The organism is Bradyrhizobium sp. KB893862 SZCCT0404, assembly GCF_018130885.1.
In the GTDB taxonomy this organism is placed as follows: Bacteria; Pseudomonadota; Alphaproteobacteria; order Rhizobiales; family Xanthobacteraceae; genus Bradyrhizobium; species Bradyrhizobium stylosanthis.
The window spans coordinates 126,334-142,311 of the sequence record NZ_JAFCLT010000002.1 but is presented as its reverse complement, the minus strand read 5'-3'; the positions used below and the strand labels follow the sequence as shown (position 1 = coordinate 142,311).

Below are 15,978 nucleotides of genomic sequence, written 5' to 3'. Positions count from 1 at the left end.
GCGACAAAGTTTTTCGGACCGAGGCGGTCTTCATCTTTCGTCGGATGGCGGCGGGAATAATGATGCTGCGATGCAGCATGGAGCGGAGTGACGATACGGTGCGGCTGACTTCGGGATCATGATTTCAGAGGATCAACTGAAGCGCATTGCCGCCTGGTCGCGCGAGCTCACGCAAGCGGAGATCGAGGTCGCGCGCGCCGGGATCACGGAGCGGTCCTACGGCACCGGCGAGACCGTGTTCATGCGCGGCGATACTTTCGACTATTGGGCGGGAATGGTGTTCGGCCTTGCCCGGATGGGCGGGGTGTCGCGCGACGGCAAGGAGACCAGCCTTGCGGGGCTGACGGCAGGGGCCTGGTTCGGCGAGGGCAGCGTGCTCAAGAACGAGCCGCGCCGCTACGACGTGGTGGCGCTGCGCAACAGCCGCGTCGCGCTGATGGAGCGCAGCGCCTTCATGTGGCTGTTCGAGAACAGCGTCGGCTTCAACCGCTTCCTGGTGCGCCAGCTCAACGAGCGGCTTGGCCAGTTCATCGGCATGCTCGAGGTCAACCGCACGCTCGATGCCACCTCGCGCCTTGCCCGCAGCATCGCCTCGCTGTTCAACCCGATCCTCTATCCGGAATCGACCGCGCATCTGGAGATCACCCAGGAGGAGATCGGCGCGCTGTCCGGCATGTCGCGCCAGAACGCCAACCGCGCGCTGAACCGGCTGGAGAAGGAGGGGTTGCTGCGGCTCGAATATGGCGGCGTCACCATCCTCGATGTCGAGCGGCTGCGTGGTTACGGCGATTAGCGCGCGTTGGCGGGGGCGTGCAGCGGCCAGAGGTCGGCGCGCCAGCGGATAGCGATCGCCAGCATCGCGATGAAGCCGGCGGCGGCGTAGAGCGAGCCGGTCGCGGAATAGCCGATGATGTCGATCAGGCTGCCCGCCGCGAGCAATCCGAGCGGCAGGCCGTAGATCACCATCATGCGCACGCCCATCACGCGGCCGCGCAGATGTGCGCTCGCCGTGCGCATCAGGATCACGGCCGCCGAGATCATCGACATGCTCTGCGCGATGCCGGCGAGAACGAGGCAGGCCATCGCCACCGGCATGGTCCTGATCTCCACGAACACCAGCAGCATGGTGTACCAGGCCAGCGTCGCGCCGATCAGCAGCCGGGCAATCCGCAATCCGCCGACCAGGCTGAGCGTGATGGAGCCGATCAGCGAACCGACGGCGAAGCTCGCCGAGAGATAGCCGAGACCGGTCTGGTCGGTGTGAAAGATCTCCCGCGCGATGTAAGGCAACAATCCGCCGGTGAATGGAAATGCGGTGAGATTGGCGAGGAACGCCACGCACAGCGCAGCACCCATTCCAGGGCCGTTCCAGGCGTAGACGATGCCTTCCTTCAGCTCGTCGAGCAGTTTTGAAACGGCGCGGCTGTTCGCCGGCAGATCGGTCGTGACAACGGATCTTTCCGGCCGGGTCAGGCAGGACATGAGAATTGCCGCCACGAGATAGAGGCTGGCGACCGCCGCATAGACGAATCCAATGCCGAGCACGGCGAAGAGGCCGGCTCCCGTCAGCGCTCCGGCAATGCGGGCGCTATCCTGGGTCGTGCGTGACAGGCTGATCGCGCCGACGAGCTGCGCGGCCGGCATGATGTCGGCGAGCAATGCGCTGCGAAGGCCGAGATCGGAGGAGCGGATCAGGCCCATGATCGTCACGATGATCATGACGTTGAGCGGGGCGAGGTGTCCCGTCAGCGCCAGCACCATGATGGTCGCGGCCAGCACCGTATAGGTGAGGCGCAGCACGACGAGGAGATCGCGGTGACCCATGCGGTCGCCCACCATCCCGAGCACGGGTGCAATCAGCGTTCCCAGATATTGCAGCGAGGCGAGAACGGTCAGCAGCAGCACCGAGCCGGTCTCGACCAGGATGTACCAGCCGAGCACCAGCGTCTCGACCTCGAAGGCCCAGGAGGTGAGCAGGTCGGAGGGCCACTGGAAGCGATAGTTGCGGATGCGGAATGGCGCGAGTGCGGATGGCCGTGCGGCTGCACTCACGACGCGATGACGCGTGTCACTGCGATTCCCTTGCCCTTGTTGTTTCTTCTTGCTGTTCGGCAAACTAGCGCTGAGGTCAAGCCTGTCAATCGCAGCCGCCGCAGGCCGCCCCCGCGCTCGGCTCTTACCTCGCTGCGCGTCCCGACTTGCGCTCCGCCAGCGCACTCGCCATCGCCGAGATCAGCGGACGCATGAAATAGGCTTCCTCCGCAGGCGAGACGTCGGTGCGCAGGCCGTGCGCGGCGAGCTCGCCGGAGACGGCCGGGCCCACCGAGGCGATCAGCGTGCGCGCGAGGCCGGCGCGCAATTTCGACTCGCTGCCATGCGCCTTGGCGGCTTCGACCAGGCGGCGGACCTGGCCGAGATTGGTCAGCGCGATGGAGTCGATTCGGCCCTCCGCCATGTCGTCGATGGCGGCGACGATATTGGCATCCGCGGCCTTGGAATCGTAGACATAGGGCAGCACGGTATCGACTTCGGCGCCTTGCGCCGAAAGCGCGCCGGTCAATGCGCCGTGGTCCTTGTCCGGATAGAGCTGAAGACCGAGCCGCCGCCCTTTCAGGTCGAGCTTGCCCAGCATCTCGATCACGCCCTCGGTGGTCGGCTTCTCCGTGGTCTGCTGCGCCTCGAGCGAGATCTCGCGCAGCGCCTTCCCCGGCTTCGGCCCGCGGGTGAATTTTCGCGATTGGCCGAGCGAGTTCACGAGGGCCTGGTCGAGCCCGCGGGCGCGCGCGAGCTTCATGATCCGCCGCAGGCCTTCGCCGGTCATCAGCACGAGATCGTCGAACGGCTTGTCGATGGCGCGGCGGATCCAGGCCTCGACCGGGGCGGGGTCCGGTGCATCCTCGATGGTGAACATCGGGCATTGCACCACCTCGGCGCCTTGCTCGGCCAGGAGCTTCGAAAACTGCGCCTCCTCGCGTGTTTCCAGGATCAGGATGCGGGTGCCGTTCAAGCGGTCGGCCATGGGCGAGCTCCGGTCAGTCAAATCGCAATGGACCATTCATCCTGACTCCGCGGTCGGGATTGGCGCAAGGCCGGGGTCGGTGCTAGAGCAGGGCGCAAATCGCGGGGTGTTCCGCGCCCGTTGCCCAAACCTTCATCACGAGCCATTTCTTCAACAGCCATGCCCGACCATCAATATGTCCTGACCCTGTCCTGTCCGGATCGTCCCGGCATCGTCTCGGCGGTATCGACCTTCCTGGCGAATTCCGGACAGAACATTCTCGACGCCCAGCAGTTCGACGACGTCGAGACCAAGAAGTTCTTCATGCGCGTGGTGTTCACCGCGGCCGACCTTGCCGTGGAACTGTCCGCGCTGCAGACCGGGTTTACCGCGATCGCGGAGCGTTTCGGCATGGAATGGCAGATGCGCGACCGCGCTGCGCATCGCAAGGTGATGCTGCTGGTGTCGAAGTCCGACCACTGCCTGGTCGACATCCTCTACCGCTGGCGCACCGGCGAATTGCCGATGACGCTGGCCGCGATCGTCTCCAACCATCCGCGCGAGGTTTATTCGGGGCTCGATTTCGGCGAGATCCCGTTCCACTATCTGCCCGTGACGAAAGAGACCAAGCGCGAGCAAGAGGCGCAGATCATGGACCTCGTCGGCACGACGAAGACCGATCTGGTGGTGCTCGCCCGCTACATGCAGATCCTCTCCGACGATCTCTCGGCAAAGCTCTCGGGACGCTGCATCAACATCCATCACTCGTTCCTGCCGGGCTTCAAGGGCGCAAAACCCTATCACCAGGCCCATGAGCGCGGGGTCAAGCTGATCGGCGCCACCGCGCATTACGTCACGCGCGATCTCGACGAAGGTCCGATCATCGACCAGGACGTCGAGCGCATCAGCCACCGCGACACGCCGGAAGATCTCGTGCGCAAGGGCCGCGACATCGAACGCCGCGTGCTTGCCCGCGCGATCCGCTACCATCTGGACGATCGCGTCATCCTCAACGGCCGCAAGACCGTGGTGTTCGTGGATTAGCGCGGGAGTCATTCCGGAGCGCGCGAAGCGCGAATCCGGAATCTCGAGATTCCCCGGTGCGCAATTGCGCACCTGAGGTCTGGTCCTTCGGACCATCCCGGAATGACGGCTGTCCCCTCAGCGCACCGCGCTGCCCGACGTCGTGCCCGTCGCGCCCTTCTGCGCCTGCTCTTCCTTCTCGCGATCGGCCGCCGGCATCAGCCGCTTGCGCTCGCGCTCCTTCATGTAGGCGTCGTATTGCGGCGTTCCCGGCCGCGGCGGCGCGTCTGCCGGAAGGCCGCCGGCCCATTGCGGAACGTAGTCGCCCATGCCGGCCGAGAGTTTCTCGTTGACGGTGCCGCAGCCTGCAAGATTGGAAGCGAGCAGGGCGACTGCAGCAGCGATCGAAAGCGAGCGGGTACGCATGGACATCTTCTGGGTCGTGCCCGAACGGGCGCGGATGGAAGGGGGCCGCCAATGGGCGTCAGCGGCGAACTGTAGCTCTCAACATCTAAAATTGGCCTATTCGAGGGTGAGTGAAGCTGTATACAAAGAAGGTATTATAATAAGCAAATTTAGCCCTTGAAGGGGTGCATCCAGCTGCTACGGTATACATCACGTATTTTCTTGCTCGGTGAGTGTCATCGGCGGCCTCGCCGCGGAGCGCATGAGATGTCCGGATTCTGCAAATCAGAGGCGGAATCCTCCATCCACGGTGTCGTGCGGCCTTCTTAAAGTGACGCGCAAACCACCGCCCAGCCGGCCAGCGCCACGAGGGGCTTTTTCGTTGACAGGACCATTATATTTGTACAATCGTACAAATCTCTCTCTGCCGTCGTTGAGGCAGATCGCGCGGCTTGCGCCGAATGGTCGCCCAACGTCCGATTGACAACGGGGTTGCAGAGGACGCCATGTGGCCGCACGGCATGGCTCGTCCGAGAGTGAAGCGCGGCAAGGATCGGGCACTCGGTCCGGCGCACAAGAGATCAGGAATGAAGGGGAGGGACATTTGATGTTCGAACGCAAGATTTTCTCACGCACCGCAGCCGCGGCCGCCATCGCGGGCCTTGCAGCCGTCGCACCCGCGACGGCCGAGGACAGCGTCAAGATCGGCCTGATCCTGCCGATGACCGGCGGCCAGGCCTCGACCGGCAAGCAGATCGAGAACGCGATCAAGCTCTACATGCAGCAGAAGGGCGACACCGTCGCCGGCAAGAAGGTCGAGATCATCCTCAAGGATGACGCTGCTATCCCCGACAAGACCAAGACCGCCGCGCAGGAGCTGATCGTCAACGACAAGGTCAACTTCATCGCCGGCTTCGGCGTGACGCCCGCCGCGCTCGCCGCCGCGCCGCTGGCGACGCAGGCCAAGATCCCGGAAGTCGTGATGGCCGCCGGCACCTCCATCATCACCGAGCGTTCGCCCTACATCGTGCGCACCAGCTTCACGCTGGCGCAGTCCTCGACCATCATCGCGGATTGGGCCGTGAAGAACGGCATCAAGAAGGTGGCGACGCTGACCTCGGACTACGCGCCGGGCAATGACGCGCTCAACTTCTTCAAGCAGAACTTCACCGCCGGTGGCGGCGAGGTGGTCGAAGAGGTCAAGACCCCGCTCGCCAACCCCGACTTCGCGCCGTTCCTGCAGCGCATGAAGGACGCCAAGCCCGACGCCATCTTCGTGTTCGTGCCGGCCGGTCAGGGCGGCAACTTCATGAAGCAATATGCCGAGCGCGGCCTCGACAAGGCCGGCATCAAGGTCATTGGACCCGGCGACGTCACCGACGACGACCTGCTCAACAACATGGGCGACGCCGTGCTCGGCACGGTCACCGCGCACCTCTACTCGGCGGCGCACCCCTCGCAGATGAACAAGGACTTTGTTGCGGCCTACAAGAAGGCCTTCGGCAACCGTCCGGGCTTCATGGCCGTGAGCGGCTATGACGGCATCCACCTGATCTACGAGGCGCTGAAGAAGACCAACGGCGACACCAACGGCGACAAGCTGATCGAGGCGATGAAGGGCCAGAAGTGGGAGAGCCCGCGCGGCCCGATCTCGATCGACCCCGAGACCCGCGACATCGTGCAGAACATCTATATCCGCAAGGTCGAGAAGGTCGACGGCGAGCTCTACAATGTCGAGTTCGCGACCTTCGAGGCCGTCAAGGATCTCGGCAAGACCAAGAAGTGACGCGCGAAAAGCGCGTCATCCCGGGGCGCACATTAGCGCGAACCCGGGATCTCGAAATTGTTGAAACGAGATTCCGGGTTCAGCGCTGCGCGCTGCCCCGGAATGACCGGCGATTACCAGGGTTCACCCGCTACCGATGACCGCAATCCTCACCAACCTGTTCGATGGCGTTGCCTACGGCATGCTGCTGTTCGTGCTCGCTTGCGGGCTTGCGGTCACGCTTGGCCTGATGAACTTCGTCAACCTCGCGCACGGCGCCTTCGCCATGGCCGGCGGCTATGTCTGCATGGTGCTGGTCAACCGGATGGGCTGGCCGTTCTTCGCCGCGCTGCCGCTCGCTTTCGTCTCCTCGGCGGCGATCGGCATCCTGCTCGAACGCACGCTCTACCGCCATCTCTACGCGCGCAGCCATCTCGACCAGGTGCTGTTCACCATCGGCCTGACCTTCATGTCGGTCGCGGCCGTCGACTACATCCAGGGCTCCTCGCGCGTCTTCATCAACCTGCCGGCGGCGCTCCAGGGCCAGTTCGACGTGTTCGGCGTTGGCATCGGCCGCTACCGGCTGATGATCATCGTGATCTGCGGCCTGCTCACCATCGGCCTGCAGATGGTGCTGGCCAAGACCCGCTTCGGCAGCCGCCTGCGCGCAGCGGTCGATGATCCCCGCGCCGCGAGCGGCCTCGGCATCAACGTGCCGCAGGTGTTCGCCTTCACATTCGCATTCGGCTGCGGGCTCGCCGGCCTCGGCGGCGCGCTCAGCGCCGAGATCCTCGGCCTCGATCCGTATTTCCCGCTGAAGTTCATGATCTACTTCCTGATCGTGGTGACCGTCGGCGGCTCCTCCTCGATAACGGGCCCGTTCCTGGCCTCGCTCCTGCTCGGCATCGGCGACGTCGCCGGCAAGTATTACGTGCCGAAGATGGGACCCTTCGTGATCTACACCATGATGATCGTGATCCTGATCTGGCGCCCGAACGGCCTGTTCGGCCGCACGGCCGCGCGTTGAGTTCGCCGATGACCGCTTCTTCCGACGTCGGGTATCACGCCCAGCGCCAGGCGCGCTGGCATTACGGCGAAGTCGCCTTCTGGCTCATCGTGCTGGGTTGCGGCTTCCTGTTTCCCTCGCGCTATCTGATCATGACCGACATCCTGCGCCTCGCGTTGTTCACGATGTCGCTCGATCTCATCCTCGGCTATGCCGGCATCGTCTCGCTCGGCCATGCCGCCTTCTTCGGCGTCGGCGCCTATGCCGCGGGCCTGCTTGCGCTGCACGGCATCATCACGGAGCCGGTGCTGGCGCTGGTCGTGGCGGGCCTCGCCGCGATGGTGCTGGGCTTTGCCACCAGCTTCCTGGTGATCCGCGGCGTCGATCTCACGCGCCTGATGGTCACGCTCGGCATCGCGCTGCTGCTGGAAGCGCTCGCCGAACGCTTCTCCAACATCACCGGCGGCACCGATGGCCTGCAGGGCATCGAGATGCAGCCGATCTTCGGCGAGATCCCGTTCGACATGTTCGGCAAGACCGGCTTCTTCTATTCGCTGGCCGTGCTGTTCCTGCTGTTCCTGTTCGCGCGCCGTGTCGTGCATTCCCCGTTCGGGTTGTCGCTGCGCGCGATCAAGAACAATCCGCTGCGCGCCGCCGCGATCGGCATCCCCGTCAATCGCCGCCTGATCGCGATCTACACGCTGGCGGCGTTCTATGCCGGCATTGCTGGCGCGCTGTTCACCCAGACCACGGCGATCGCCTCGCTCGACGTCTTCGCTTTCGAGCGCTCGGCCGACCTGATGCTGGTGCTCGTGATCGGCGGCACCGGTTATCTCTATGGCGGGCTGATCGGCGCGGTGATTTTCCGCATGCTGCAGGAATTCTTCTCCACCATCACGCCGCAATACTGGCAGTTCTGGATCGGCCTCGTGCTGGTGGTCATCGTGCTGATCGGCCGTCAGCGTTTGCATCGCTGGGTGTTGTATGTGCCCAACCTGGTGATCAAGCAGGTGATGGGACGCAAGGCCGTCGTCGCCGTGCCGGAGAGCGACGCATGACCATCGCGCTGGAAACCCAGAATCTCGAAAAGACCTTTGGCGGCCTGCGCGTCACCCGCGACCTGTCCCTGAAGATCGAGCAGGGCGCCCGCCATGCGCTGATCGGCCCCAATGGCGCCGGCAAGACCACCGTCATCAACCAGCTCACCGGCGTCCTGAAACCGAACTCGGGCCGCATTCTGCTCGAGGGGCAGGACATCACCGACCTGCCCGTGCACAAGCGCGTGCTGCGCGGCCTGTCGCGGACCTTCCAGATCAACCAGCTCTATCCTGATCTCACCCCGCTTGAGACCATCGGCCTCGCCGTCTCCGAGCGACTCGGCCATGGCGGCGACTGGTGGCGGCGGATGGGCACGCGCAGCGACGTCAATGACGAGATCGCCGATCTTCTCACCCGCTTCCACCTGCTCGACGTCATGAACGAAGAGACCGTGACGCTGCCTTACGGCAAGCAGCGCCTGCTCGAGATCGCGGTCGCGATCGCTGCCAAGCCGCGCGTGCTGCTGCTGGATGAGCCCGCCGCCGGCGTGCCCGAGAGCGAGCGCCATGACATTCTCGCCGTCGTCGGCAGCCTGCCGCGCGACGTCACGGTGCTCTTGATCGAGCACGACATGGACCTCGTGTTCTCCTTTGCAGACCGCATCTCGGTACTGGTCTCCGGCGCGCTGCTGACCGAGGGCCCGCCGGAGCAGGTCGCGCGCGATCCGCAAGTGAAGGCGGTCTATCTCGGCGAGGAGGCGGTCAATGTCTGACCTGCTCGCGATCGATGCCCTTCGTGCCGGCTATGGCGAGGCTGTGGTGCTGCCGAAGATGAGCCTGCGCCTCGCCGAGGGCCAGGTGCTGGCTCTGCTCGGCCGCAACGGCACCGGCAAGACCACGCTGATCAACTCCATCGTCGGCGTCACTCGCCGCTTTTCCGGCACCGTCGCGCTCGCCGGCACCGACGTCACGGCGCTTCGGCCCGACCAGCGGGCCCGCGCCGGCATCGGCTGGGTGCCGCAGGAGCGCAACATCTTCCGCTCGCTCACGGTCGAGGAGAACATGACCGCGGTGGCCCAGCCCGGTCCCTGGACGGTGGAGAAGGTCTACGAGATGTTCCCGCGGCTGAAGGAGCGGCGGACCAATTTCGGCAACCAGCTCTCCGGCGGTGAGCAGCAGATGCTGGCGATCGGCCGCGCGCTGACCCTCAATCCCAAGGTCCTGCTGCTGGACGAGCCGACCGAGGGCCTGGCTCCCATCATCGTCGAGGAGCTGCTCAAGGCGATCGGGACCATTACCCGGGCAGGCGGCATCTGCTCCATCATCGTCGAGCAGAATGCCCAAAAGATTCTGGGGCTCGCCGACCGCGTTGTGATATTGGAGCGCGGAACGATCGTCCACGACGCCCCGAGCGCCGCGCTGAAGGCCGACCCGTCGGTCCTGGAGCGCCACCTCGGGGTCGCAGGGGCGGCCGGCCACTAAAAAACTTTCGGGAGTTGAGAATGCAGCGAACCAAAGCCCCCTTCCGCGCAGACGAGGTCGGCAGCCTCCTGCGCCCCGCCAAGATCAAGGAAGCCCGCGCAAAGCTGGAGAAGGGCGAGATCTCGGCCGACGATCTGCGCAAGATCGAGGACATGGAGATCGAGAAGGTCGTGCACAAGCAGGCCGCGATCGGGCTCAAGCTCGCCACCGACGGCGAATTCCGCCGCTCCTGGTGGCATTTCGACTTCCTGGCCAAGCTGACCGGCTGCGAGCTCTTCCACCCCGACACCGGCATCCAGTTCACGGGCGTGCAGACCCGTCACGACGCTGTGCGTGTGATCGGCAAGCTCGACTTCCCCGATGACCATCCGATGCTGGACCACTTCCGCTTCCTGAAGAAGGTCGCCGACCAGGCCCACGTCACCGCCAAGATGACGATCCCGTCGCCGGCGGTGCTGCACTTCCGCGGCGGCCGCAAGGCGATCTCCAAGGATGTCTATCCCGATCTCGAGCCCTTCTACGAGGACCTCGGCAAGACCTATCGCAAGGCGGTGAAGGCGTTCTACGACGCCGGCTGCCGCTATCTCCAATTCGACGACACCGTCTGGGCCTATCTCTGCTCGCCGGACGAATTGCAGAAGGCGCGCGAGCGCGGCGACAATCCGGATGGCCTGCAGCAGATCTATGCCCGCATCATCAACTACGCGCTGGCCGAGAAGCCCGCCGACATGGTGGTGACGACGCATGTCTGCCGCGGCAATTTCCGCTCGACCTGGATCTCCTCCGGCGGCTACGAGCCGGTGGCCGAGACCCTGCTCGCCGGCACCAATTACGACGGCTATTTCCTTGAATACGACAGCGACCGCGCCGGCGGCTTCGAGCCGCTGCGTTTCCTGCCTAAGGGCAACAAGGTCGTCGTGGTCGGCGTCATCACCTCGAAGTTCGGCGAGCTCGAGAAGAAGGAAGACATCAAGCGCCGCCTGGAAGAAGCCGCCAAGTTCGCGCCGCTGGAGCAGCTCGCGCTGTCCCCGCAATGCGGCTTCGCTTCGACCGAGGAAGGCAACATCCTTTCCGAGGACGAGCAGTGGAACAAGCTCGGCCTCGCGGTGGAGATCGCCAAGGAAACGTGGGGCAACTAAGTTGCCACGTGGCTGCTGTCATGCCCCGCCTGGTGCGCAATTGCGCACGGGGGCGGGGCATCTAATACGCCGCAGCTTCCCGGTGAATCGCTAACCCCTCGGAATACTGCATCGCCCGGTCAAGCCGGGCGACGACAGCTGCGCATGCAGCGCCGTCAGCGGCGAGCTTGACTATGGCGCCGTCCGCATCATCGGCCCGAGCATCTCGTGGACATCGTAGGTCATGACCGCGAGCAGCGCGGCGAGTGCGAGATAGGCGCCGCCATATTCGAGCTTGGTCTGGAGCGGGACGCCGTAATAGGCGACGTTTTCCGGCGCGTGCGGATCGTAGCGCCACGCGCTGATGAGTTGCGGAACGGCGAGGATCGCCACGATGAGCAGCATCGGGCTCGGCCGGTAGATCATGAGTGCGACCAGCATCGGCGCGCCAAGGAGCCAGATCCGCGGGCTGAGGACGGCGGTCACCCGGCCGCCATCGAGCGGCGAGATCGGCAGCAGGTTGAACAGATTGAGGAACAGGCCCGCATAGGAGATCGCAAGCAGCAGGGCGCTGTTCTCTGATCTGGCCCAGAGATACACCGCGAGCGCGGCACCGGTGCCGACGACAGGACCTGCGAGCGCGACATAGGCCTCGGTCTCGACGTCGACCGGCTGGTCCTTGAGCGCGATCCACGCGCCGACAAACGGGATGAAGGCCGGCGCGCCGACATCGAGGCCGCGCTGGCGCGCCGCGACGTAGTGGCCCATTTCATGCGCGAACAGCAGTGCGATGAAGCCGGCCGCATAGCGCCAGCCCCATATCGTCGCATAGACCGCGAGCGACAGCAGCATGCTGCCGCCGCTGGCCGCGAGCTTTCCCCATTTCAGGCCGGAGAACGGCAGCAGGAAGAGTGTCTTCATGCCGCGCCGCCGGCCGAATCGTCCCGTGGCTTGCGGCGGAAGAATTTCACGACGGCGGTGCCGAACACGGCCGCGCCGATGAAGATGGCCTTGGCGAATTTGAGCACGAAGGCGAGCACCAGGGCAAACAGGCCGAGCTTCTTGGCGGCGACGCCGCCGACCAGCGCGAGCAATCCGTATTCGGCGATCCGGTCGGTCGAGGCACTGAAATCCTCGTAGCGCTTGCCGGATTGATAGGAGAGGTTGGCGAGCAATTCGTGCGCGGCGGACTTGTCGGTCGCGATCATGGCCGAGTCCGACAGCAGGTTCAGGCTGAAATAGCCTTCGCGGCCCAAGGCATAGGTGTTGTAATTGACGTCCTTGCGGGCGTCGTTCGGTGCGCCCTTGTCCTTGCCCAGCACCGACCACACCAGGCGATGCGCCGTTGCATCATAGGTCGGCGGCTCGATCCAGCCGATCACCTCCATCTCGGGAAATCCGCGGGCGGCGCGATCCTTGTTGGACTCGTCGACGCCCTCCTTGAGGTTCTTCAGCAGGTCGTCGGCGTTCCAGTCCTTGGCGGCGTCATCCTTGATATAGCCTTCCTTGATGTAGTTAATCACGACCAGCCACCGGTCGTTCTGCCGTGTGCCGAGCACGAGGCCGACGAAGCTCGCATCGTGAATCGTGTTGCCAAGCGCGCGCATCACTCGCGCTCCCTCGGCCTTGGGTACGAAGAAGTCGCCGGCCGGAATTTTCAGCGTCGCCTGATCGATCAGCGGAACGTCTGCAGGGCCTGCGGTCCCGGCATTGCCGGCCGCCTGCCAGGCGGCGGCAAGCTCCGCCTTGCGTGCGGCTTCGCTCGGCGGAGTGGCCTGGGCAAAAGTGGGCTGTGCCCCGAATATGACGGACAGAATGATGCCGGCAGCGGCAATGAATTTTCGCACCAGATTTCCCCAGCAATCGGTCCACCGATGATCGGCGTTGACCGCACTGTAGGATAACGATGTGCGACAAAATAGAGCAGCCACAGGTTGTAGCCGACTATCTCTCGGGCTGTTGCAATTTTGGCTCTTTTGACGGGCCGCCGGGCCCAGGGCAGGTGGAGGTCGTTCGTAACCCGGATCAGCGAAGCGACATGCGGGGCTGCTTGGACCCGGATATCGCTTCGCTCATCCGGGCTACGGCATTCGCGCAAGCCCGCCGTCACTTCTCCGCCAGATAGACCTCGCCCAGCAGCGACGAATTCGACCACGGTACCTGCTTGTTCTTCGTGGAGGAGACCACCTCGGCCCGGACGCGCGTGAGCATCTGCTGCACTTCCAGGCCCGGCGTGCCGATATGGCGGGACAGCGCGGCCGAGAAGGGCGAGTTGGCGCCTTCGCCGTCCAGCGCGACCTGACCGGGCGCGGTTGCGAAAGCGATCAGCGTGCCGGCGCCGAGCGTCGCGCCGGCGCCGAGGCTGGTTGGCGCTGCAAGGCCCGAGGCACCCTCGATGGCGCGGTTGGTGCCGGTGCTCGCCACCTGCTGCGCCATTGGATTGTTGCGGCAGGCATCGAAGATCAGGATGTTGGTGCGGACCTGGTCGTCGAGACCGGCCATGATGGTGTCCATGTCGATCATCGCCTCCGTCATGCCGGTCCCCGGCTTGAGCTCGACGTCGACGGGAATGAGATAGTTGCGCCCGTCCACCTGCACGCCGTGCCCGGCGTAATACACCATCGCGACCTGCGCCCGTGCCGCCGCACGCAGGAAGTCCCGCGTCATCTTCTGCATCGCGGCGCGATCGAGGTCGATGCCCTCCGACACGGTGAAGCCGATGTCGCGCAGGCTTTTCGCGACCGCGCGCGCATCGTTGGCCGGGTTGGGCAGCGCCTTCACATGCGCATAGGCGCCGTTGCCGATGATCAGCGCCATGCGCGTGCCGCGAACGGCGGGGGCGGGCGAGGAGGAAGAAGGTGCCGTGCCGGTCTGCTGTGGGGCAGGGGATGCCGCTGCTTGCGCCGCGGGGGAAGGCGCATCGCGCGGGATTGGCGCGGCGGCGTCGGTCACCAGCGACAGCCGCACCTTTGCGGTAGCCTGGTTGGCCTTGCTGCCGGCGTCCGAGGCCACGATCGCCAGCGTCGCCTGGTAGTCCTCGCGCGCGTGGGCATAGTCGCCCCTGGCCTCATAGGCCAGCGCGCGATGAGTGTAGCCCGCGATCAGCACGCTGTTCGGCGGCGTCATGATGTTGACCGGCGGCTTCTCCTTGGCGAGCCGGATCGCCTCGCTGCCGTCGGCGATGGCGCGGTCGAAATCGCCCCTGGCGCGCCAGATCGCGGTGCGGTTGATCAGCGGCTGCGGCAGCGTCGGGTCGAGCCGGATCGCCTGGTTGATGTCGGCGAGCGCGCCGTCGAGATCGCCGAGCGCTTCCTTTGAGATGCCGCGGTTCTGGAACGAGAACGCCGATCTCGGATCCGACTTGATCGCCATGTCGTAGTCGGTGATCGCCTTGGCGTAGTCGCGCTTGCCGCGCCAGGCGTTACCGCGATTGTGGAAGATGGTGCCGCCGGGCGGGCCGAGCTTCAGCGCATCGTCGAAATCGGCGATCGCGATGTCGTAGTCGCCCTTGTCGTAATAGGCCGATCCCCTGAGATTGTAGACGGCCTGGCTCGGCTGCAGCCGGATCGCTTCCGTGGCGTCCGCGATGACCTTGGCGTAGTCGCCCTTCTTGTTCCAGCCCACGGCGCGCCAGAAATAGACGGTCGCGAGCTGCTCGCCCTTGAACACCTTCAGCGCGATGATCTTGCTGCACGCATCGACCATCTTGTCCGCCGGCGTGGTCTCGGTCGTGCAGAGCGGCCCGAGCTGGTTGCGCGTCTGCGCGTAAGCCGCCGCGCACCAGGAGAGGGCAGCGAGAAAAGCGGGGACCAGGAGCAGGCGGCGCAAGGAGACCTCGGCTGCAGGCGTTTTGCGATGGGATTGTCTGCTCTTGGTCGCGCGCGCCGCTTTTCGGGTTCACCCTGCGATCGTGAGGCGGTGCTACTTCCTGGGCTGGCGGGTGCGGACCTCGATCGACCCGCCCGCTATCTGGATCTCGAACCGGGACAGGAAGCTCATGCCGAGCAGGCCGTCGACGCCGGCACCAAAACCCTTGCCGTCACCGCTCTGCACCGCCACCGGCACGTTGACCGCCTCGAGCTTGCCGAGCGCGACCTTGTCGGCCTTGGAGAGTTTCGCCTTTGCCTCGCCATTGGCGGTGATCAGCGTGATGTCGCTGGCACCGTCGTCCGGTATCTTGGCCTTGCTCGCAAAGGCGGATTTCACCGACACATAGCTCGCACCGGTATCGAGGATGAACAATCCGCGTACGCCGTTGACCTCGGCTTTCACGGTGACGATGCCCTTCGGCCCGTGCAGCGGGAAGCTTTCTTTGCGCGCCTCGGTTGACGAGACGCAATTGCCCTGCCGCTCGTAGTCGGCAATCATCTTCTGGGTCCGGCTGGTGTCGCGTGTCGCCGGATCGAATGCGACCCAGCGGTTGATCGGCACTGTTGCCTCGCAGAACTGCTTCAGGGCCGCGTATGCGTTCGCCATGCGGACGAAGATCCCGCCCGAGATCATCTTCTTGTCGCCGCTGAACAGCTCGATCGTGTCGGAGTAGTCGGCGAGTGCGCGGCGGTAGTCGCCGGCGCCCTCGAGGGCCATGGCACGGACATAGCGTGCGCTCTGGTCGGACGGCGCGCGTTTGACATACTCCTCGGAGACTTCGACGGCCTTCTGATGGTCGGTGATGCTCATATAGATGACGGCGGCCTTGTTCAGCGCCGTCAGCGGGGCCCCGCAGGTCAGGACGAACTTGTAGAGCCCGTCGGCGGCTTGCCGCCGGTAGCCTCGCCTGTCGAGCATTCCTGCCAGATCGTCGATGCTCTGCTGGTCGCACGGTTCGCGCTTGAGCTCTTCCAGCTTCAGCCAGACCAGACGCTCGCGCGCCACCGCGGCCGGCAGCGCCCCGATGCGGGCGTAGACGGATTCAAAGACCTGGTCGGGATTGTCGGTGGCGGGGTCGCCGGCGCGGGCGAAACTCGAGAACGCAACGAGCAAAAGGACCGTCAGGCATTTTCGCCGGAACATATACACCCCAGAGTATCGCAATCGGCGCTCTCTATATCGGGAAGTGTGATCTGTGCAAATTGGGGTGCCAATCTTTCCTCGGTGGGCAGATGATGTTAGAAGTCCTCTATCCCACTCCTCTGCCCACCGCC

General features: G+C 64.9%; 15 protein-coding genes. 8 read left to right on the top strand and 7 right to left on the bottom strand.

Features of this window, described 5'->3' with window-relative positions; genetic code table 11:
- Positions 1-118 precede the first annotated feature (118 nt).
- Positions 119-793 carry a Crp/Fnr family transcriptional regulator gene (locus JQ617_RS09500; protein ID WP_063688065.1) on the top strand — a complete coding sequence of 225 codons (675 nt, stop codon included), beginning with the start codon at positions 119-121 and terminating at the stop codon, positions 791-793.
- Here JQ617_RS09500 and JQ617_RS09495 read toward each other — a convergent pair.
- A complete protein-coding gene (locus JQ617_RS09495; RefSeq protein ID WP_212026095.1) occupies positions 790-2,052 on the bottom strand; it encodes an MFS transporter in 1,263 nt (420 codons plus the stop codon). The two genes, JQ617_RS09500 and JQ617_RS09495, sit on opposite strands and share 4 nt — an antisense overlap.
- Positions 2,053-2,176: 124 nt before the next feature.
- A complete protein-coding gene (locus JQ617_RS09490) occupies positions 2,177-3,019 on the bottom strand; it encodes a uroporphyrinogen-III synthase (protein ID WP_212026094.1) in 843 nt (280 codons plus the stop codon).
- 159 nt (positions 3,020-3,178) lie between these two features.
- Between JQ617_RS09490 and purU the strand changes: the two genes are divergently transcribed.
- Positions 3,179-4,042: a formyltetrahydrofolate deformylase gene (gene purU, locus JQ617_RS09485; protein WP_145661446.1), complete on the top strand. Its 864-nt coding sequence runs from the start codon at positions 3,179-3,181 to the stop codon at positions 4,040-4,042.
- A gap of 117 nt (positions 4,043-4,159) precedes the next feature.
- Here purU and JQ617_RS09480 read toward each other — a convergent pair whose 3' ends face one another.
- Positions 4,160-4,453: a hypothetical protein gene (locus JQ617_RS09480; protein WP_212026093.1), complete on the bottom strand. Its 294-nt coding sequence runs from the start codon at positions 4,451-4,453 to the stop codon at positions 4,160-4,162.
- 580 nt (positions 4,454-5,033) lie between these two features.
- Here JQ617_RS09480 and JQ617_RS09475 point away from each other — a divergent pair.
- From JQ617_RS09475 to JQ617_RS09450, 6 genes are all read left to right on the top strand, one after another.
- Positions 5,034-6,212 (top strand): ABC transporter substrate-binding protein, encoded by a 1,179-nt coding sequence (locus tag JQ617_RS09475; protein WP_212026092.1) that lies wholly within the window; start codon positions 5,034-5,036, stop codon positions 6,210-6,212.
- A 136-nt stretch (positions 6,213-6,348) separates the two neighbouring features.
- On the top strand, positions 6,349-7,218 hold the full coding sequence (locus tag JQ617_RS09470; protein WP_063688054.1) for a branched-chain amino acid ABC transporter permease: 870 nt from the start codon (positions 6,349-6,351) through the stop codon (positions 7,216-7,218).
- An 8-nt stretch (positions 7,219-7,226) separates the two neighbouring features.
- The gene (locus JQ617_RS09465; RefSeq protein WP_145661441.1) at positions 7,227-8,255 is read left to right on the top strand and encodes a branched-chain amino acid ABC transporter permease; all 1,029 of its coding nucleotides are present in this window, start codon (positions 7,227-7,229) and stop codon (positions 8,253-8,255) included.
- Positions 8,252-9,007, top strand: a complete 756-nt coding sequence (locus JQ617_RS09460; protein ID WP_063688050.1) for an ABC transporter ATP-binding protein — start codon at positions 8,252-8,254, stop codon at positions 9,005-9,007. Before JQ617_RS09465 ends, JQ617_RS09460 begins: the two co-directional genes overlap by 4 nt.
- Positions 9,000-9,716 (top strand): ABC transporter ATP-binding protein, encoded by a 717-nt coding sequence (locus JQ617_RS09455; protein ID WP_063688048.1) that lies wholly within the window; start codon positions 9,000-9,002, stop codon positions 9,714-9,716. Before JQ617_RS09460 ends, JQ617_RS09455 begins: the two co-directional genes overlap by 8 nt.
- A gap of 20 nt (positions 9,717-9,736) precedes the next feature.
- The gene (locus JQ617_RS09450) at positions 9,737-10,855 is read left to right on the top strand and encodes a cobalamin-independent methionine synthase II family protein (RefSeq protein ID WP_212026091.1); all 1,119 of its coding nucleotides are present in this window, start codon (positions 9,737-9,739) and stop codon (positions 10,853-10,855) included.
- Between the two features lie 171 nt (positions 10,856-11,026).
- Here JQ617_RS09450 and JQ617_RS09445 read toward each other — a convergent pair whose 3' ends face one another.
- From JQ617_RS09445 to JQ617_RS09430, 4 genes are all read right to left on the bottom strand, one after another.
- On the bottom strand, positions 11,027-11,755 hold the full coding sequence (locus tag JQ617_RS09445; RefSeq protein WP_212026090.1) for a site-2 protease family protein: 729 nt from the start codon (positions 11,753-11,755) through the stop codon (positions 11,027-11,029).
- Positions 11,752-12,681 carry a DUF2167 domain-containing protein gene (locus tag JQ617_RS09440; RefSeq protein ID WP_212026089.1) on the bottom strand — a complete coding sequence of 310 codons (930 nt, stop codon included), beginning with the start codon at positions 12,679-12,681 and terminating at the stop codon, positions 11,752-11,754. The genes JQ617_RS09445 and JQ617_RS09440 overlap by 4 nt, the downstream gene beginning before the upstream one ends.
- A 259-nt stretch (positions 12,682-12,940) precedes the next feature.
- On the bottom strand, positions 12,941-14,662 hold the full coding sequence (locus tag JQ617_RS09435; RefSeq protein WP_212026088.1) for a caspase family protein: 1,722 nt from the start codon (positions 14,660-14,662) through the stop codon (positions 12,941-12,943).
- A 93-nt stretch (positions 14,663-14,755) separates the two neighbouring features.
- Positions 14,756-15,847, bottom strand: a complete 1,092-nt coding sequence (locus JQ617_RS09430) for a retropepsin-like aspartic protease (protein WP_212026087.1) — start codon at positions 15,845-15,847, stop codon at positions 14,756-14,758.
- Positions 15,848-15,978 lie beyond the last annotated feature (131 nt).